Consider the following 17,639-nt stretch of genomic DNA (forward strand, 5'->3'; position numbering starts at 1 on the left):
GGGCTGGACCGGGCTGGACCGGGCCGGGCTGAGGCTTCCCGGGTCCGGCACGAAGGCTCAGCGGGACATGGCGGCCAGGCGTTCGCGCACCGCCGCGACAGAACCCACCGGGAGCTCACAGACCATGCCGCGGCAGAGGAAGACCTGCGGCGCGCCGTCCGGGGCCGCCTGCCGGCCGCGCAGCAGGGGCACCGCCTCCCCGGCGGCCCCCTCGCCCGGCGCAACCACCAGCCCCGGGCTGGTCGAGAGCAGCAGCTCCCGGTGCAGTGCGGCCCGCTGCGGCGTGTCCGGACCGACGACGGCGGCCTCCACCGGGCCGGCCAGCGCGGCCTGCGCCGTCGCGAGCAGCCAGCCGGCCACCCGGGGCGCCCGGGTGGCCAGCGGCGGCAGCAGGAACAGGATGTTGCCGGCCAGGGCGCGGTGTCCGCTGGAGCCGGAGAGGGCCGAGTAGGCCAGCAGCACGCCCGCGAAGGCTGCCGCGCCGCTGGGTGTGGCGTTGTCGAAGGGATCCAGCGCCGCACGCCGGCCCTGGGCGTTGAAGACCTGCTCGGACTCCCCGGCGGTGTCCCGCAGGGCTCCGCCGGCCACGAACCGCACGCACGCGGCCTGCACGATGGACTCGGCGAGCTGATACCAGCGGGTGCGGCCGGTGGCGCCATAAAGGGCGAGCAGGCCTTCGGCGCAGAACGCGTAGTCCTCCAGCAGGCCCCCGATCCCCCGGGATGCCCCGGCGTGGGACACCCGCACGAGCGTGCCGGCCCCGCCGCCGGTGGCTGGCTTCCAGTGCACCCGCTCCAGGTACGCCGCGATCCGTTCGGCGGCGGCGAGCAGCTCCGGGCGGTCCAGCACGGCCCCGGCCTCGGCCAGCGCCGCGACGGCGAGCCCGTTCCAGCCGGCCACGACCTTGTCATCGCGGGCCGGCTGCGGCCGGCGGTTCCGGGCCTCCAGCAGCAGCGGCCGGACCCGCTGCCACAAGGCGGCCTCCGTAGCACGCGGCGCCCGTCCGGGGTGCAGCGGGGAACCGTCCGCCGAGACGCTCCCGCGGGCGTGGACGTTCATCAGCTGCGCCACGGCCGCCCCGTCCGCCGGTCCCAGCAGCCCGGTCAGTTCCGCCCGGGTCCAGAGATAGGTGCCACCCTCGGTGTGCACGCCGTCCAGCACCGTGTCGGCGTCCAGGGACGAGGCCAGGGCTTCGACGCCGGCGTCATGACCTTCCCCTGGGGCCTCCCCTGCGGCGTCCCCGGTGCCCGGCCCGGCGTCGTGACCCTCCCCTGCGGCGTCCCCTGTGTGGGTCACGAGCCCCAGCGAGGACAGGAGCCAGCGGGCCGTGCGCTCGGCGACGTCCGCGGCCTCCGCTGCGGGGTAGTGCTCCGTGCCTCCGAGCCGGACCCAGTGCACGTAGACGCGGAGCAGCTGGGCATTGTCGTAGAGCATTTTCTCGAAGTGCGGAACGGACCAGTCCTGCGTCACCGAGTAGCGGGCGAAGCCGCCGTCGAGCTGGTCGAACAGTGCCGACCGGGACATCGCGGCGAGCGTGCGCGCCGCCATGTCCCGGGCCACCGCCGCGGTTTCCGCCGCCGATGATTCCGGCGGCGGGCTTGCTGACGGCGCAGCCTTCGGAGCCGCGGAGGCATGCCGGATCAGGAACTCCAGGACCGCGGAGGGCGGAAACTTCGGCGCGGCGCCAAAGCCGCCGTGCCCCGGGTCTTCCGTCCCGGCCAGCACGCGCACGGCTTCCGGGAGCAGCGCGGCGTCCACGGGCTCCGGCGGCCCGTCGAGCCGGACGGCCGGGCCAAGCTGTGAACCGGCGAGGCCGCGGGCCAGCGTCCCGGCGTTCTCTTCGACGTCGTCCCGGCGGTCCAGCCAGGCGTCATGGACGGCATCGAGGACCTGGCGGAACGAGGGCCGGCCCGGCATCGGCCGGGGCGGATAATAGGTGCCGGCGTGGAAGGCCCTGCCGTCCGGCAGGAGGAAGACGGACATCGGCCAGCCGCCTTCGCCGCTGATCGCCTGGGTGGCCGCCATGTAGACGGCGTCGACGTCGGGGCGCTCTTCGCGGTCCACCTTGATCGCCACGAAGTTCGCGTTCAGGAAGTCCGCGGTGGCCTGGTCCTCAAAGGATTCATGGGCCATGACGTGGCACCAGTGGCAGGCCGCGTAACCGATCGAGAGGAACACCGGGACATCCCGGGCGGCGGCGAAGGCGAAGGCCTCGTCGCCGAAAGGGCGCCAGTGGACGGGATTGCCCGCGTGCTGCCGGAGGTAGGCAGACGGTTCTCCGCCCAGGGCGTTGGCGGCCTGGGGGAAGGCCCCCCCGGGGAGGGATTGCGATGTGCCGCCGTCAGCGGTTTCCGGGCCCTGCATGGCCGTTCGTTTCCGGCCGGGAATCGGCGGCGTTGGCAGCACCCGGGGCGCCGCCGGCCGGCGGGTCCTGGCCGGCGTCGTCCGTCACCGCGTCGGCAGCAGCGCGTTCTTCCTCCACCTGCGCACGGTAGCGGACCCGGCGGATGCGCCGCACCATGTCCACGATCAGCAGCGCGGTCAGCACCACGATGAAGGCGGTCAGCAGGAAGCCCAGCAGGCCGGGGGTGACCTGGTCCTGGGAAAGTCCCGGACGCAGCGACGGCGACGGGGCCGGCGCCGGGGCTGTGGTCAGGGCGAGGAACAAGGAATGCACTGGGGAACCTTCTGTGGGAACTGGTGGCGGGGCTTCGTCTACTGGGTTGCCTCTATCTTAGCCCGGCGAAGAGGTCCGTTTCGGGCAGTTCGGCGGGGATCCGGGACTGGGCGAGGAAGTAGTCTTCCCACGGCCAGATCCGGCGCTGCATCGCCGAGGACACCGCGAAGAAGAAGCCCTCCGGGTCCACCTGGGTGCGGTGCGCCCGGAGCGCGTCGTCGCGGGCTTCAAAGAAGTCCCCGCACTCGATCTGGGTGGTGGTGGGGTGCGAGGGTGCCGGCGGGATGTGGCCTTCCGCGTCCGCCTCAAGCCGGGCCGCCAGGCGTCCGGCGTAGGGGGACTGCAGGCCGGCTTCCTCCAGCGCGAAGTGGAGCACCCGGAGGCGGTCCGGGCTGAAGGCGCGGTCGTAGTAGAGCTTGGCGGGCTCCCAGGGCCCGCCGGTTCCGGGGTACCGGGCGGGATCCCCGGCGGCTTCGAAGGCCTCGACCGCCACCCGGTGCGCCATGATGTGGTCCGGGTGCGGGTAGCCGCCGTTCTCGTCGTAGCTGACGATCACCTGCGGCCGGAAGTCGCGGACCAGCCTGACCAGCGGTGCGGCCGCCCGTTCCAGCGGCTGCACCGCGAAGGAGCCGGCCGGCAGGGGCGGCAGGGGATCGCCTTCCGGCAGCCCGGAATCCACGAAGCCCAGCCAGCGCTGGCGGACCCCGAGGATCCGGGCCGCCCGGTTCATCTCCAGCCGGCGGGCGCCTGCCATGTCACGCGCAGGGTGCGGCTGGCCCGCCACCGCCGGGTTCTGGATGTCCCCGCGGGAGCCATCGGTGCAGGTCGCCACCAGGACGTCCACGCCCGCGGCCGCGTACAGGGCCATCGTGGCGGCGCCCTTGCTGGATTCGTCGTCGGGATGCGCATGGACAGCCAGCAGCCGGAGCGGCGCTGACGGGCTGGGGGACGCTGTCATCGTGGGACGGCTCCTCTTTCTTCTACAGGTTTCGTTCGGCGGGGGCGCGGAAATTTCCCCGCCGGATCCACACTAAACTGGGTTGGTGAGTTCCGAGGATCAGCCTGCCGCGCCCGAGCCGGGCTCTACCAGCCTAGCCAATCGTTACGGCGGCCAGAAGCGTGCCCTGACCCGCACGGCCAAACGCAGCATCCTGATCGCTGCCCTCGCGGCCGGCATCGGATTCATGGCGTGGATCTCGACGTCGTCCGCCACCCCCGCGGTCAGCTTCAAGGACATCGGCTACAGCACCCCCGACGCCACCCTCGCGGAAATCGACTTCCAGGTCACCAAGGACCCCGCAACGGATGCCAGATGCGCGGTCAAGGCCCTCGATGCCAAGTTCGCCGTCGTCGGCTGGAAAGTGGTGGATGTGGGGCCCAACGCCGCCGGCGCCGGCGAGGACGGCGGCCGGACCACAGTGCAGCGGGCACTGGTGCGCACCGAGTCGCAGGCCGTAACCGGCGTCGTGGACGGCTGCTGGGTCCCGGGCCCCGAAAGATAATCCGCGGAGCGCGGCGTACACGGGATAACGCGGAATAACGCGGTGTGACCCACGCCGCTGCAACCTTTGGTTTATCCACAGGATTGACTACAATGGACCAATACGTTTCCCCCGCTGAGCTGGTTACTGAGTCTGAAAAGTGGCCACCGTGGCGGGGTCTTTGCTTGTTTGACCACAAAAAGGAGAAGTCCGTGTCTACCACCAACAGCGCAACTGCAGCTTGGCTTACCCAGGAAGCTTTTGACCGCCTGAAGGCAGAGCTGGACCACCTTTCCGGCCCCGGCCGGGCGGATATCGTCCAGAAGATCGAGGCTGCGCGCCAGGAAGGCGACCTCAAGGAGAACGGCGGCTACCACGCGGCCAAGGAGGAGCAGGGCAAGATCGAAGCCCGCATCCGCCAGCTCACCGCGCTGCTCCGGGATGCGCACGTGGGCGAATCCCCGGCCGACGACGGAATCGTCGAGCCCGGCATGCTCGTGGTGGCCAGGATCGCCGGCGACGAAGAGACGTTCCTGCTCGGCTCCCGTGAAATCGCCGGAGACTCGGACCTCGACGTCTTCAGCGAAAAATCCCCCCTTGGCGCAGCCATCGTGGGCCACAAGGAGGGCGAGTCGCTCAGCTACACCGCCCCCAACGGCAAGGTCATCACCGTCGAGATCATCTCGGCCAAGCCGTACACCGGCTAAGACCCGGATTCAGCGCACCGGTTAACCACGACGCCGGCCCTCCCCTGCAGCGGGAGGGCCGGCGTCGTTTGTTGTTCCGGCACCCTCGCGCCGGCCCCGCGCGGTCCCAGGGCCGGCCCCGCGCGGCCCGGGGCGCGGTCCGGGGGCACTTTGGCGCGGACACGCCGTCGTTCAGCCGCCCAGGTGCCCGGATCGGCTCCAAAGTCCCCCCGGACGGCGGCAGGCGCCAGGAAAAACCCAACCCATACAAGCGGCGGGCCGACAGCCTAGCGGCGGGTGCGCAGCCGGCCCTCCCGGCCGGAGCCCAGGAGGAGCGCCGCCGCGACGCCGCCGATCGCCCCGCCGAGGTGCGCCTGCCAGGACACGAAGCTTGCCACGCTCGGCAGGACGCCGAACAGGATGCTGCCGTAGGCCATGAACAGCACCACGGAGAGCAGGATCTGCCACCAGTTGCGGTTGATGAAGCCGCGGACCAGCAGGAACGCGAAGAGCCCGAAGACGAGCCCGGACGCACCCACGGTGACGTTGAGGCCGATCAGCCACACCACGGCACCGGAGCCCAGCCAGCTGGAGGCCAGCGCGGTGACGAATACCCGCAGCCCGGACAGGAACACCAGGAATCCGAAGATGATCAGCGGCAGCGTGTTGGAGAGCAGGTGGGCCAGGTTGGCGTGCAGCAGCGGGAACGTCAGGATGTCCAGGATCCCGTCCAGGCTGCGCGGGCGCAGGCCGAACGTGCGGTTCAGGGAATGGAACATGAGCGTGTTGATGATCTCGATCAGGTACAGCAGCGCCACGAACGAGCCCACCACCAGCAGGCCCCGTCGGGCGCGGACGGCAGGCGTATCGCCGGCGCCGCGCCGTTCCCCCCTGAACGCGTCCAGTGCCATGGCGTCAGTGCACCACGATCGGCTGGAAGCCCTCGGCCCGGAGCGCCGCGAGGACCTGCTCGCAGTGTTCGTGGCCCTTGGTTTCCAGGTTGACCGTGATGGAGACGTCGCCCATGCTGATGGAGCCGCCGACGCGCGTGTGGTCCAGCCCGGTGACGTTGGCGTCGTTTTCGGCGATGATGCGCGCGATCGTGGCCAGCGAGCCGGGGCGGTCGTCCAGCATCATCCGCACGGTCATGTAGCGGCCGGCGGCGGAGAGGCCGCGCTGGATGACCTTGAGCATCAGCATCGGGTCGATGTTGCCGCCGGAGAGGACCACCGCGACGGTTCCGGGGTTTTCGATCTTGCCTTCCATCAGCGCCGCGACGCCCACGGCCCCGGCGGGCTCGACGACCATCTTGGCGCGTTCCAGCAGGAAGATCAGCGCCCGGGCCAGGGCGTCCTCGCTTACGGTGACGACGTCGTCGACGAGTTCGCGGATGATACTGAAGGGCAGCTGGCCCGGGCGGCCCACGGCGATGCCGTCGGCCATCGTGGAGACGCGCTTGAGCGGGACCAGGGCGTCGGCGGCCAGTGAGGGCGGGTAGGCGGCCGCGTTTTCGGCCTGGACGCCGATGATGCGGATTTCGCGGCCGAGTTCCTTCGCGCGGGCCTTGACGGCCGCGGCGACGCCGGCCAGCAGCCCGCCGCCGCCGACGCCCATCAGGATGGTGTCGACGTTGGGCACCTGCTCGAGGATTTCGAGTCCGACGGTGCCCTGGCCGGCCACGATGTCGACGTCGTCGAACGGGTGGACGAACACCGCGCCGGTTTCATCGGCGTAGCGCTTTGCCTCCGCGAGGGCCTCGTCGACGTTGTGTCCGTGCAGCACCACCTCGGCGCCATGGCTGCGGGTGGCGGCGAGCTTGGGCAGGGCGACGCCCAGCGGCATGTAGATGCGGGCCTTGATGCCCAGGCTCTTCGCGGCCACCGCCACGCCCTGGGCATGGTTTCCGGCCGAGGCAGCGACGACGCCGCGCTTCTTCTCCTCGGCGGAGAGCTTGGCCATCCGCACATAGGCGCCGCGGACCTTGAAGGAGCCGGCGCGCTGGAGGTTTTCGCATTTGAGGAACACCTCGCCGCCCACCATGGCGCCGAGGGCCCGCGAGGACTCGATCGGCGTCCGCGTAATAATCCCGTCGAGCAGCTTCTGCGCCTCCAGGACATCGTCCAGCGTGACGGGCAGGCTCTCAAGGGTATTCACGAACTAGTCTCCTTCTTCGGGTCAGGCTCCGGCGTCCCGTCCGGCATCGCTGCCCGGAACACCGGTGTTGTGGGGCGCGCCGTGGCGGCCTGGCGTGCCGCCCGGCAGGTGGGCGTCCTGGATGGTGTTGCCCGCGCCGGCCTCGTCAGGTGCAGGGATGCCCTGGGGACCCGCGGTTGCCAGCACTTCATCATGTTCCCATGATCTGCCGGCAATGTAGCGAATCGACGTATTTGCTACGGCGAGGATCGGCACGGAGAAGAGCGCGCCGGGGATTCCCGCCAGGTAGGATCCGGCCGCCACTGACAGGATCACGGCCACCGGATGCAGGGCCACGGCCTTGCCCATCACGAGGGGCTGCAGGATGTGGCTTTCCAGCTGCTGGACGGCCAGCACGATGCCCAGCATGATCAGCGCGTTGACGGGCCCGTTGGCCACGAGGGCCAGCAGCACGGCGACGGCGCCCGTAACGAGCGCGCCCACGATCGGAATGAAGGAGCCAAGGAACACCAGCACCCCCAGCGGGAGCGCCAGCGGCACGCCGATGATGGCGGCGCCCGCCCCGATTCCGACGGCGTCGACGAACGCCACGAACATCTGGATCCGCGCGTAACTGACCATCGAGGACCAGCCCCGGCGGCCGGCCCCGTAGGTCGCGGGCCGGGCCTTCCGCGGCAGCAGCCGGACCAGGAAGCCCCAGATCCGGGTCCCCTCGAGCAGGAAGAAGATGAGGATGAAGAGCGACAGGACGAGCCCGGCGGCGAAATGGCCGGCGGTGCTGCCGAAGTTCAGCGCCCCGCTCAGGATGCTGCTGCTGTTGTTCTGCAGCGCCGCGGTGGCGTCCTTGACGTACTGGTCGATCTGGGTCGCCGTCAGATGCAGCGGGCCGTCGGACAGCCAGTCCTGGACCTGCTGGATCCCGACGAGGGCCTGGGACCAGAGTTCGCCGAAGCCGGACACGAGCTGCCGGCCGACGAGCGCCAGGGCGCCTGCGATCACGCCGATGAAGCCAAGGACGGTGATCGCGACGGCGAGGCCCTTCGGCACCCGGTGCCGGGCCAGCCACCCCACCACGGGGCTCAGGAGTCCTGCTAGCAGGGCGGCGACCATGACGGGGATGATGAGGAAACTCACCTTGCCCAGCAGCCAGACGAGTGCGCCGGTCACGAGGAGGATCAGCCCGATCCGCCAGGCCCACGAGGCCGCGATCCGGACGCCGTAGGGAATCTCCTGGTCGAGCTCCCGGTCAGTCAGTGCCCGGCGGGATGGCACCCCATCGCCGCCCCGGGCGGTTACCGGGGTGGCGGAATCGAGGCGGGTTCGTGGGGCGGCGTCCTCAGCTGGCGTCATAGCCCCATGATTCCCCAGCCGGGCCCGCATGGGAAACCGGCTGGGAAACGCGCGGGAAACCGGCTGGGAAACGCGCGGGAAACCGGCTGGGAAACGCGCGGGAAACCGGCTCCCCGGGCAGGTCCTGGCCTCCTGGCTCAGACCGCCAGCGACGCGCTGATGCCCCAGTTCATGCTGAACTGCTCCCCCGGCGCCAGCCAGCGGAGGCCCTCGCCGCTGTTGAAGGCATTCGCCGGCCCGGTCATGGGCTCGATGGCCACCGCCAACGCCCGGCCCGGGTACTTCGTCGTCACGAAGACGTGGACGTAGCCACAGCTCCCGTCCTGCCAGAGGCTCACGCTCCGCCCGTCGGGTGCCCGGAGCGTGTGGCAGGCCACCCCGCCGTCGAACTCCAGGTCCGTGTAGGCGGAGTCGATCTCCAGTCCGGCAGCCTGCCGGCCGCCGCGCAGGTCGAAGTCCCCGCCGACCGGTTCCGTGCTGCGCGGGATGAGCCGCCCGTCCGTCACGAGCCGGGTGCGGGCGCCCACCGTCACGGTCAGCTCCCCGCTGGGCACCTCGCCCAGCCGGAGGTAGGGGTGGGAGCCGAGGACGAACGGCGCCCGTTCGCCGGAGTCGTTGATGAGGGTCTGCCGGACCGCCAGGCCCAGGTCCGCGGCCAGTTCGTAGCGGACCCGGTGCCGCAGCAGGAAGGGGTAGCCGTGCTGGGGGAAGATGGCCGCCTCCAGGGTCACGGAAAACGCGGATTCGTCCACGAGCCCGTAGGAGGCGTTGCGCAGCAGCCCGTGGCTGGCGTTGTTGCGCGGGACCTCGGTGATGTCCAGCTGCTGCTTCCTGCCGTCCAGGTACCAGACGCCGTCTTCGACGCGGTTGGCCCAGGGCGCCAGCGTGATCCCGGCGGCGCCGGGCGGAATCTCCGCGTCGCCGTAGCTCTCGGTCAGCTGCGTGCCGCCCCGGCTGTACAGCCGGAGGCCGGCGGCCAGTTCGGTGACGACGGCGAGGGCGTCACCGCGCCGCAGCTCGTACTGCCTGCCCGAGGCGCAGCGCCGCGCCGAATTATCGGGAGTACCGGGACCGCCAGGGGATTCGCTCAGCTCCATGGCACCACGGTACAGGCCGCGGCACAGGGCGGCCGATAAGCTGGAGTATCCGCCACGTCCGTGGGAAGGCACCCCCATCGGAGGGCACCGCAGTAAGAAGGCACCGCAGTGGGAAGGCACCGCATGATCCTCGGCAGCAAGGAACTTGCGTCCCGGTTCGAGGGCGTTTTCGGCGCGGCCCCCGACGGCATCTGGCAGGCGCCCGGCCGCGTCAACCTGATCGGGGAGCACACGGACTACAACGAGGGTTTCGTACTGCCGTTCGCCATCGACAGGACGGCCCGGGTGGCCGTCCGGCTCCGGCCGGATTCCACGCTCAGGATGCTGTCCACGTTCGGCAACCAGGGATTGACGACGGCGGACGCCGGCTCCCTGGACCGCGCGGCCGCCCGGGGCTGGACCAAGTATCCGCTGGGCGTCATCTGGGCGCTGCAGCAGCGGGGCCTCGCCGTCCCCGGCCTGGACCTGCTGCTGGACTCCGACGTGCCCCGGGGCGCCGGCCTGGCCTCCTCGCATGCCATCGAATGCGCCGTGATCACAGCCCTGAACGCCCTCACGGCCGCCGGGATGGATGTTAAGGAGATGGTGCTGGCCACCCGGCGCGCGGAGAATGATTTCGTCGGCGCCCCGACCGGCATCATGGACCAGTCGGCCTCGCTGCGGGCCACGGCCGGGCACGCCGTCTTCCTCGACTGCCGGGACCAGGGGGTCCGCCTGGTGCCGTTCGACGCCGAAGCCGCCGGGCTGGTGCTGCTGGTGATCGACACCAGGGTGTCGCATTCCCATGCCGAGGGCGGCTACGCCGCGCGGCGGGAATCCTGCGAACTCGGCGCCGACGTGCTCGGCGTCAAGGCCCTGCGCGACGTCGGGTTCGAGGACCTCGAGGAGGCCAGCGGGCTCCTGGACCCGGAGACGTTCCGCAGGGTCCGCCACGTCGTCACGGAAAACGACCGCGTGCTGCAGACGGTGGAACTGCTCGAGGGCGCCGGTCCGCAGGCAATCGGCCCACTGCTCGATGCCTCCCACGCCTCGATGCGGGACGATTTCGAGATCTCCTGCGCCGAGTTGGACCTTGCGGTGGACGCCGCCCGCTCCGGCGGCGCGATCGGCGCCCGGATGACCGGGGGCGGCTTCGGCGGCTCGGCGATCGCGCTGACCCCGGCGGGCTCCGAACAGGCCGTCCGCGCCGCCGTCGAACGCGGCTTCGCCCGGGCCGGCTACGCCGCGCCGGACATCTTCAGCGTGCGCCCCGCGGGCGGAGCCACCCGGCTGGCCTAGGAGTGCGCTGAACAAGGAGCCATCCTGCCGGCGGAGCCGGAGCGTAGGCTGGGCACATGCCAGAAGCCGTCATAGTTTCCACTGCACGGGGCCCGATCGGACGGGCGTTCAAGGGTTCGCTCAAGGACGAGCGGCCCGATGACCTCGCCGCGGCGATGGTGCAGGCCGCACTCGCCAAGCTTCCCTCCTTCGACGCGGCTGCGGGCCCCGGCCGGGGCCTGGACGACCTGTACCTGGGCTGCGCGGAACCGAGCGGCGAGGCCGGGTCCAACATGGCCCGGGTGGTCGCCGTCCTGGCCGGGCTGGACAACGTTCCCGCCGCCACGATCAACCGGTTCTGCGCCTCGAGCCTGCAGACCCTCCGGATGGCCTTCCACGCCATCAGGGCCGGGGAAGGCCAGGCATTCATCGCGGCCGGGGTGGAGGCGGTGTCCCGCTACCGGGACTGGGCCGGCGCCGGCGAGACCGACGCCGGCACCCACAATCCGCTCTTCGACGCGGCCGGGAGGCGCACCGCGGCCAGGGCCGCGTCCAACCCGCGCTGGACCGATCCGCGGCTGGAGGGGCTGCTGCCGGACATCTACAGCGCGATGGGGCAGACGGCGGAAAACGTGGCCACGAGCTACGGCATCGGCCGCGCGGAGCAGGACGCCTGGGCCGTGCTGAGCCAGAACCGCGCCGAGGCTGCCATCGCCTCCGGTTTCTTCGCCCGCGAAATCACGCCGTACACGCGGAAGGACGGCACCGTCGTCGACCGGGACGATTCCCCGCGGGCGGGAGTGACGCTGGAGGCGGTCGCTGCCCTGCAGCCCGTGTTCCGCGCCGAAGGCACCGTGACGGCCGGCAATGCCTGCCCGCTGAACGACGGCGCCGCCGCCGTCGTCGTTGTCAGTGATGCGCGGGCCCGTGAACTGGGGCTGGAGCCGCTGGCGCGGATCGTGGCCACCGGGGCCAGCGCCCTGTCCCCGGAACTGATGGGCATGGGCCCCGTGGAGGCGACCCGGCAGGCGCTGAAACACGCGGGGCTGGACATCGGCGACATCGACCTCGTGGAGCTCAATGAGGCCTTCGCGGTCCAGGTCGTGGCGAGCGCACGGGAACTGGGCATCGATCCCGGGAAGCTCAACGTCCACGGCGGCGCCATTGCGCTGGGGCATCCGTTCGGCATGACCGGCGCCCGCCTGACCGCGACCCTGCTGAACGGGCTCCGGGAGCGCGATGCGGGCCTGGGCCTCGCCACCCTGTGCGTCGGCGGCGGGCAGGGCATGGCGGTCATCCTCGAGCGGCTCAACTGACGGCGTCCGGCTCAGCTGACAGCGTACGGCCCGGCTGACGGCGGGGGAAGACGGAGATGGGGCCCCGCCGTGGCGGGGCCCCATCGTCTGGAACCGGTTGCTTGGTGGTCCTGGTCAGTCGTCGCCGCGGAGGATCGCCAGGAGGCGGATGATCTCAACGTAGAGCCACACCAGGGTTACCGTGAGGCCGAACGCCGCGGTCCAGGAGAAGCGCTGCGGGGCGCCGCTGCGGACGCCCGCTTCGATGCTGGTGAAGTCCATGATCAGGGAGAACGCGGCGAGGCCGATCGCCAGCAGGCCGATGAAGACGCCCAGCGGGATGCCGAAGATCTCCACGGACGTGCGCAGGCCGAACGGCGAGTTCACGGCGCCGGTCCACATCATGACCATGTTGATCAGCGCGAAGACGGCGTAGCCGACCATGGCGATCATGAAGAACCGCATGACCTTGGGCGTGGCCCGGACCTTGCCGCTCTTGAACAGCACCAGGGTCACGGCGAAGACAGAGAGCGTGCCGATGACGGCCTGCAGGCCCACCCCCGGGAACATCCCGTCCAGGACGCGGGTCAGACCGCCGAGGAAGAGTCCTTCCAGCCCGGCGTAGGCCAGGATCAGCGCCGGGGAGGGCTGCTTCTTGAAGGTGTTGACGAGCGCGAGGACGAATCCGCCGAGCGCGCCGACGAGCATCAGCATCATGGCCAGGCCCTGCGCCACGAGGAGCGTGACGGCGGCGCCGGCAACCAGCACGCCGAGGCAGGCCGCCGTCTTGACGATGACGTCGTCAAACGTCATCCGGCCGGTGTCGGCAGGACCGGCGGCGGGCCGGTTGTACATCTGCTGCAGCTGCTCCTGGCTCATCCCCGGCTGGGCAGCAGCCCACCCGCCCTGGGCGTCCATGACCTGGCCGGGAGCCCGGCCCGGAACCTGGCCGTACTGGCCCTGCCCGTAGGCGTTCTGCCCGTAGGGGCCCTGCCCGAACGCCTGCGGGACAGGCGGTGCCTGGGTGGCCCCCCGGAAATTCTTTCCGTTGAAGATCGGGTTTCCGCCAAGTGCCATTGCTGGTGTCCTCCAAATAAGGGGGTGAATGATGATCAGAGCGTGAGCTGTATTTTGTCCTAGTCAGGACTTGGTTAAAACTCACGCTACCAATTCCCACGCCCGAAAGGCAGGGATAGTTCCCGCAGGGAAACGGCCGCAACCCAACCGTAATCCCACCCGTGCCGTAACCGACGAATCGCAGGAGGGCCGGTGCCTCGCGGTTGTTATCCGATCGCGACGTTTCCCCTGCTCGCGACGGCATTCATTGGCCCGCCCGGGCTGTAACATGGGCCCACAGGGTGATGAATGTCACAAGCTGCACTCACCACCTCTGTGCGCATTACCCCGCATTGCACCACAGCAGCATTGCACCACAGCAGCAACGCACCGCCGTTCGTCCCCCTGACCGTTAGCAGCGGTTGCACAGGCGCAACCGACACCACCCATGTGGAGGTTTTGAATTTGAGAAGCACACCGAGAGGCCTGTCGCAGAGACGGCGCGGCAGACTGCTGAACGCTGTGGGGGCTGTTTTTGCCTCCGCGGCCGCGCTACTGCTCATCGTCGCCCCGGCGTCGCAGGCCACGAGCCCCTCGCCGGCACCATCCCCGTCGGCCACACAGTTCTCGAACAGCATCAGCGGCTTTCTTCGCGGCGACGACCGCGCACCGATCGTTGACGTGACCATCACCGCCACAAGCGGCGACTTCACCGGAACCGCCAAATCGGCAGCCAACGGCTCATGGACCATCGGCGTCCCCACCCAGGGAACATACGAGGTCAAGCTTGATGAATCCACGCTGCCGGAGGGCATCAAGCTCGCCGACGGCCAGGAAAACCCCCGCAAGGTCACCTTCAGCCAGACGTCCAACGTCTCGGTGATCTTCGCCTTCGGCAAGGGCATCGTCGTCCAGCAGCAGGACTTCGGCAAGAACCTGCTCAACCGGCTGGTGGCCGGCCTGAGCTTCGGGCTCCTGCTCGCCCTCGCCTCCGTGGGCCTCTCGCTGATCTTCGGCACCACCGGCCTGACCAACTTTGCCCACGGCGAGATGGTCACGCTCGGAGCGGTCCTCGTCTTCGTGTTCAACGCCATGAACCTCCCGTTCTGGCTGGCCATAGTCCTGGCCCTGCTCGGCGGCGGCCTGTTCGGCTGGGCACAGGACGCCGGCCTGTGGCGGCCGCTGCGTCGCCGCGGCACGGGCCTGGTCCCGATGATGATCGTCAGCATCGGCCTCGCGCTCGCCGTCCGGTACGTGATCCAGTTCTACTTCGGCGGCGCCACCCAGCAGCTGCCGTTCGCCCAGAGCGCGGAAATCCAGCTCGGCCCGGTCTCCATCTCCCCCAACAACCTCTGGTCCCTGGTCATCAGCGCCGTCGTGATCGCCCTGCTCGGCATCATCCTGCTGAAGACCCGGCTCGGAAAGGCCACCCGTGCGGTAGCCGACAACCCGGCCCTGGCTGCGGCGTCCGGCATCGACGTCGACTCCGTCATCCGGATTGTCTGGATTGCCGGCGGCATGCTGGCCGCCCTCGGCGGCATCCTGTGGGCGTACTACCGGCCCGGCGTCACCTTCGACATGGGCTCGCAGATCCTGCTGCTCATCTTCGCCGGCGTGACCCTGGGCGGCCTCGGCACGGTCTTCGGGGCCCTGATCGGATCCATCATCGTCGGCATCTTCGTGGAGCTGACCACCGTGTTCGGCCTCGCCGCCGACCTCAAATACGTGGGAGCGCTGTTCATCATGATTGTTGTCCTCTTGTTCCGGCCCCAGGGCATTCTGGGCCGCCGCGAGCGCGTGGGTTAGGAGAGCCATGAACTTCGGATTCATTCTTTCCAGCGCCGCCGCTGAATTGTTCAGCCCGACGACGGCGGCGTACGCGCTTGCCGCGCTCGGCCTTGCGGTCCACTTCGGCTTCTCGGGCCTGCTCAACTTCGGCCAGGCCGGCTTCATGGCGGTGGGCGCGTACGGCTTCGCCATATCCACGCTGACCTTCAAGGTCCCGTTCTTCGTGGGCCTGCTCATTGCGGTGGTCTGCTCGGCAATCTTCGCCATGCTGCTGGGTATTCCCACCCTCCGGCTGAGGGCCGACTACCTCGCCATCGTCACGATCGCTGCGGCGGAAATCGTCCGCTACATCGTTACCACGAACCAGCTGACCGCGGTGACCGGTTCGGCCAACGGCCTCGCCGCCTTCGAAGGCGACTTCTACTCCATGAACCCGTTCCCTGAGGGCTCCTATCTGGGCATGAACAACAGGGACTTCTTCATCCGGGTCGTCGGCTGGGCACTCGTCATCGTCTGCTGCACGCTGGTGTGGCTCCTGATGCGCAGCCCGTGGGGCCGGGTCCTGAAGGGCATCCGCGAGGACGAAAACGCCGTCCGCTCGCTTGGCAAGAACGTCTACTCGTACAAGATGCAGGCCCTCATCATCGGCGGCGTCCTCGGCGCCTTGGCGGGCATGATCTTCACCCTCCCCCGCGGCGCGGTCCAGCCGGCGAACTACGGCACCGAACTGACGTTCTTCCTCTACACCTGCCTGCTGCTCGGCGGCCTCGGCACGGTGCTGGGCCCGGTGGTCGGCGCCATGATCTTCTGGGTCGTGCTGTCCCTCACGCAAGGCATCCTGTTCGGCCTGATCGAATCCGGCGCCGTGACCTGGCTGAACACTGTCCAGGCCGGGCAGCTGCGCTTCATTCTGGTCGGCGTCGCGTTGATGCTGCTGATGGTCTTCAGGCCCCAGGGCGTCTTCGGCAACAAGAAGGAGCTGGCGTTCGCATGAGCGAGAAGTCAACAGAAGAAACCGTCAACTACATGACGGATGACCGGCCGATTGCCGCCGGCGAGACGGCCCCGGGCTGCAAGAAACGCGATCCGATCATGGTCGCGGAGAACGTCACCCGCAGCTTCGGCGGCCTCAACGCCGTCGACGTCGAGTACCTGGAGATCCCGCGGCACAAGATCACGGCCCTGATCGGCCCCAACGGTGCCGGCAAGACCACTCTGTTCAACCTGCTGACCGGCTTCGATACTCCGAACACCGGCAAATGGCAGTTCGAAGGCCAGAGCATTGCCGGCGTCTCCTCGTACAAGGTCGCCCGGATGGGCATGGTGCGCACCTTCCAGCTCACCAAGGTCATGGGCAAACTCACCGTCATGGAAAACATGCGCCTCGGCGCCTCCGACCAGTCCGGCGAGCGGCTGTCCAAGGCACTGTTCAAGGGCATCTGGGGCGGCCGCGAAAAGGAGATCACGGCCCAGGCCACCGTGCTGCTGGAGAAGTTCAAGCTGGACGCCAAGAAGGACGACTACGCGGCCTCGCTGTCCGGCGGGCAGCGCAAGCTGCTGGAAATGGCACGTTCCCTCATGGTCCGGCCCAAACTGGTCATGCTGGATGAGCCGATGGCCGGCGTCAACCCGGCATTGACGCAGTCACTGCTGGACCACGTCAGGAACCTCAAGGCCGAGGGCATGACCGTGCTGTTCGTTGAGCACGACATGAACATGGTCCGCCACATCGCCGACTGGGTGGTGGTGATGGCCGAAGGAAAGATCGTGGCCGAAGGCCCGCCCGCCGAGGTCATGAAGAACCCGGCCGTGATCGACGCCTACCTGGGCGCGCACCACGACGTGGATCTCGGTGACACCGAGGGCATCAAGGAACTCGCCGCGGAGCTTGAAGCCGACGAGGAGTCGATCGTCGGCACCGAGAACGCCGGCATCATCTCCCTCGACGTCCTTGAGGCCGAGTCCAAGGATCAGGGCCCCGGGGCGGACCGCACAGGAAAGGACACCCCATGAGCGCCACCAGCGCGGCGCCCGCCGCGAAGCCCGCCTACGATGAGGACTCGGTCGTCAAGGTCACCGACCTGGTGGCCGGCTACCTTCCCGGCGTCAACATCCTCAACGGCTGCAGCATCGAAGCCCGCAAGGGCGAACTGATCGGCATCATCGGCCCCAACGGCGCCGGAAAGTCAACGCTCCTGAAGGCGATGTTCGGCCTGGTCAAGGTCCACTCCGGCTCGGTGGTCGTCCGCGGCCAGGACATCACCGGGCTGAAGGCCAACAAGCTGGTCAGCCGGGGTGTCGGCTTCGTCCCGCAGAACAACAACGTCTTCGCCACCCTGACGATCGAGGAAAACCTGCAGATGGGCATGTTCCAGCGGCCCAAGGACTTCCCTGAGCGCTTCGACTTCGTTACGAGCCTGTTCCCGGAACTCGGCAAACGGCGCGCCCAGCGGGCCGGCTCGCTGTCCGGCGGCGAACGCCAGATGGTGGCCATGGGACGGGCCCTGATGATGGAGCCGGCCGTGTTGCTGCTCGATGAGCCGTCGGCAGGCCTCTCCCCCGTCAAACAGGATGAGACTTTCCTGCGGGTCCACGAGATCAACCGGGCCGGCGTCTCCGTGATCATGGTGGAGCAGAACGCGCGCCGCTGCCTGCAGATCTGTGACCGCGGCTATGTGCTGGACCAGGGGAAGGATGCCTACACGGGCACCGGCCGGGAACTCATGAAGGATCCCAAGGTCATCCACCTGTACCTGGGCACCCTGGCCGACGAGGTCGAGTAGCCTTCCGGGCAGTAC

General features: G+C 69.4%; 16 protein-coding genes. 8 read left to right on the forward strand and 8 right to left on the reverse strand.

Translation table 11 applies throughout. The features are described 5' to 3' along the window. Positions 1 to 57: 57 nt before the first annotated feature. From ACQCSZ_RS13805 to mca, 3 genes are read right to left on the reverse strand one after another with little or no spacing between them, the layout of a single operon-like run. Complete coding sequence (locus tag ACQCSZ_RS13805) at positions 58 to 2,364, reverse strand: thioredoxin domain-containing protein (protein WP_427004330.1); 2,307 nt, start codon at positions 2,362 to 2,364, stop codon at positions 58 to 60. After that, a complete protein-coding gene (locus ACQCSZ_RS13810; RefSeq protein ID WP_427004331.1) occupies positions 2,342 to 2,677 on the reverse strand; it encodes a hypothetical protein in 336 nt (111 codons plus the stop codon). Before ACQCSZ_RS13810 ends, ACQCSZ_RS13805 begins: the two co-directional genes overlap by 23 nt. A 52-nt stretch (positions 2,678 to 2,729) precedes the next feature. Continuing rightward, the gene (gene mca / locus ACQCSZ_RS13815; RefSeq protein WP_427004332.1) at positions 2,730 to 3,635 is read right to left on the reverse strand and encodes a mycothiol conjugate amidase Mca; all 906 of its coding nucleotides are present in this window, start codon (positions 3,633 to 3,635) and stop codon (positions 2,730 to 2,732) included. Between the two features lie 85 nt (positions 3,636 to 3,720). On the opposite strand from mca, the gene ACQCSZ_RS13820 reads away from it, so the two are divergent. After that, entirely contained in the window at positions 3,721 to 4,179 is a 459-nt protein-coding gene (locus tag ACQCSZ_RS13820; RefSeq protein ID WP_427004333.1) for a DUF4307 domain-containing protein, read from the forward strand. A 191-nt stretch (positions 4,180 to 4,370) separates the two neighbouring features. Beyond that, complete coding sequence (gene greA / locus ACQCSZ_RS13825; protein WP_427004334.1) at positions 4,371 to 4,865, forward strand: transcription elongation factor GreA; 495 nt, start codon at positions 4,371 to 4,373, stop codon at positions 4,863 to 4,865. A gap of 266 nt (positions 4,866 to 5,131) precedes the next feature. On the opposite strand, the gene ACQCSZ_RS13830 is transcribed toward greA, so the two are convergent. The 4 genes from ACQCSZ_RS13830 to ACQCSZ_RS13845 all read right to left on the reverse strand — a co-directional run bounded on the left by ACQCSZ_RS13830 (position 5,132) and on the right by ACQCSZ_RS13845 (position 9,445). After that, positions 5,132 to 5,755 carry a rhomboid family intramembrane serine protease gene (locus ACQCSZ_RS13830; RefSeq protein ID WP_427004335.1) on the reverse strand — a complete coding sequence of 208 codons (624 nt, stop codon included), beginning with the start codon at positions 5,753 to 5,755 and terminating at the stop codon, positions 5,132 to 5,134. Positions 5,756 to 5,759: 4 nt separating this feature from the next. Further along, positions 5,760 to 6,998, reverse strand: coding sequence for a threonine ammonia-lyase (ilvA, locus tag ACQCSZ_RS13835; RefSeq protein ID WP_427004336.1), 1,239 nt, complete (start codon positions 6,996 to 6,998; stop codon positions 5,760 to 5,762). Positions 6,999 to 7,019: 21 nt separating this feature from the next. Continuing rightward, positions 7,020 to 8,348 carry an AI-2E family transporter gene (locus tag ACQCSZ_RS13840; RefSeq protein ID WP_427004337.1) on the reverse strand — a complete coding sequence of 443 codons (1,329 nt, stop codon included), beginning with the start codon at positions 8,346 to 8,348 and terminating at the stop codon, positions 7,020 to 7,022. Between the two features lie 137 nt (positions 8,349 to 8,485). Then, positions 8,486 to 9,445 carry an aldose 1-epimerase family protein gene (locus ACQCSZ_RS13845; RefSeq protein WP_427004338.1) on the reverse strand — a complete coding sequence of 320 codons (960 nt, stop codon included), beginning with the start codon at positions 9,443 to 9,445 and terminating at the stop codon, positions 8,486 to 8,488. 123 nt (positions 9,446 to 9,568) lie between these two features. On the opposite strand from ACQCSZ_RS13845, the gene galK reads away from it, so the two are divergent. Further along, entirely contained in the window at positions 9,569 to 10,723 is a 1,155-nt protein-coding gene (gene galK / locus ACQCSZ_RS13850; RefSeq protein ID WP_427008342.1) for a galactokinase, read from the forward strand. A gap of 56 nt (positions 10,724 to 10,779) precedes the next feature. Next, complete coding sequence (locus ACQCSZ_RS13855) at positions 10,780 to 12,018, forward strand: acetyl-CoA C-acetyltransferase (RefSeq protein WP_427004339.1); 1,239 nt, start codon at positions 10,780 to 10,782, stop codon at positions 12,016 to 12,018. 114 nt (positions 12,019 to 12,132) lie between these two features. Here ACQCSZ_RS13855 and ACQCSZ_RS13860 read toward each other — a convergent pair whose 3' ends face one another. Then, on the reverse strand, positions 12,133 to 13,074 hold the full coding sequence (locus ACQCSZ_RS13860) for a Bax inhibitor-1/YccA family protein (protein WP_427004340.1): 942 nt from the start codon (positions 13,072 to 13,074) through the stop codon (positions 12,133 to 12,135). A gap of 501 nt (positions 13,075 to 13,575) precedes the next feature. Between ACQCSZ_RS13860 and ACQCSZ_RS13865 the strand changes: the two genes are divergently transcribed. From ACQCSZ_RS13865 to ACQCSZ_RS13880, 4 genes are read left to right on the forward strand one after another with little or no spacing between them, the layout of a single operon-like run. Continuing rightward, complete coding sequence (locus ACQCSZ_RS13865) at positions 13,576 to 14,859, forward strand: branched-chain amino acid ABC transporter permease (RefSeq protein ID WP_427004341.1); 1,284 nt, start codon at positions 13,576 to 13,578, stop codon at positions 14,857 to 14,859. Positions 14,860 to 14,866: 7 nt separating this feature from the next. Further along, positions 14,867 to 15,835 carry a branched-chain amino acid ABC transporter permease gene (locus ACQCSZ_RS13870; protein ID WP_427004342.1) on the forward strand — a complete coding sequence of 323 codons (969 nt, stop codon included), beginning with the start codon at positions 14,867 to 14,869 and terminating at the stop codon, positions 15,833 to 15,835. Continuing rightward, complete coding sequence (locus ACQCSZ_RS13875) at positions 15,832 to 16,854, forward strand: ABC transporter ATP-binding protein (protein WP_427004343.1); 1,023 nt, start codon at positions 15,832 to 15,834, stop codon at positions 16,852 to 16,854. Before ACQCSZ_RS13870 ends, ACQCSZ_RS13875 begins: the two co-directional genes overlap by 4 nt. Then, on the forward strand, positions 16,851 to 17,624 hold the full coding sequence (locus tag ACQCSZ_RS13880) for an ABC transporter ATP-binding protein (protein ID WP_427004344.1): 774 nt from the start codon (positions 16,851 to 16,853) through the stop codon (positions 17,622 to 17,624). Before ACQCSZ_RS13875 ends, ACQCSZ_RS13880 begins: the two co-directional genes overlap by 4 nt. The last annotated feature ends 15 nt before the right edge of the window (positions 17,625 to 17,639 follow it).

This window comes from Pseudarthrobacter sp. H2, assembly GCF_050157045.1.
Taxonomy (GTDB): Bacteria; Actinomycetota; Actinomycetes; order Actinomycetales; family Micrococcaceae; genus Arthrobacter.